Origin of the sequence: Clostridium arbusti SL206, from assembly GCF_000246895.1 — a bacterium.
Classification (GTDB): Bacteria; Bacillota; Clostridia; order Clostridiales; family Clostridiaceae; genus Clostridium_I; species Clostridium_I arbusti.
In genome coordinates, this window is sequence record NZ_BAEV01000198.1 from 1 (window position 1) to 973 (window position 973).

The following is a 973-nucleotide window of genomic DNA, read 5'->3' on the forward strand; positions in this document are numbered from 1 at the left end:
ACACGTAGTATGGATAATAATAAAAGCTTAAACAAAACCAAACCAAATCTAATCCTGAATTAAGAAAATGTTCTTTAAAATGGAGGAAATATTGGTATTGAAAATGGTGATAAAGTTGATTCTCATACTAATTCTTCAAAGTATACAAAACGCTCAAAACTTTCTCATAACAATTAGCACCTATATTAATATTATTTTATAAAAACAATATTATGTAATAAAAATAAAATAAGCACTATAAAATTTGCTATCATAAATTTTATAGTGCTTATTTTATAACAAAATTCTTAAAAAATCTTGATATTTAATATTCATTATTATACAATAATCATAATGAATATATAAAGAAACTGGTGATATAAATGGATATAAAAGAAGGCCTAACTGCTCCTGACTTTTCTTTAATTGGATCTGATAGAAAAGAACATAAATTAAGTGACTATATAGGTAAAAAAATAGTACTTTATTTTTACCCTAAAGATAATACTCCAGGATGTTCTAAAGAAGCCGTTTGCTTTATTGATAATACGGAGAATTTTAAAGATCTTAATTGTGTAATTTTAGGAATAAGTAGAGATACCTTAGACTCCCATGACAAATTTATAAAGAAACTTAACATACCTTATGTATTGTTATCAGATACTAATGAAGAAGTATGTAATTCATATGGTGTTTTAAAAGAGAAAAATATGTTTGGTAAGAAAAAAATAGGAATCGAACGTAGCACCTTTATAATAGATGAAATTTGTACTATAAAAAAAATTTATAGAAAAGTAAAAATAGATGGCCATATAGAAGATATTCTTAAAGACATTAAGTAAATATTACTTATAATCTTTACTTAAAACTCACTATTATAAATATTTATTATCCCCCATTAAATAAACTTAAATTTATTTTGTAGTATAGGACTTTTTTCCTATACTTTTTTTATATTTAAAAAGCAAAAAAAGTCTAAGTAATAAACTTAGAC

General features: G+C 23.0%; 1 protein-coding gene. It reads left to right on the top strand.

Going from position 1 to position 973, the window contains the following annotated elements; all coding sequences use genetic code 11:
* Nucleotides 1-362: 362 nt before the first annotated feature.
* Complete coding sequence (locus RH99_RS18035) at nt 363-821, top strand: peroxiredoxin (RefSeq protein WP_010241794.1); 459 nt, start codon at nt 363-365, stop codon at nt 819-821.
* The last annotated feature ends 152 nt before the right edge of the window (nt 822-973 follow it).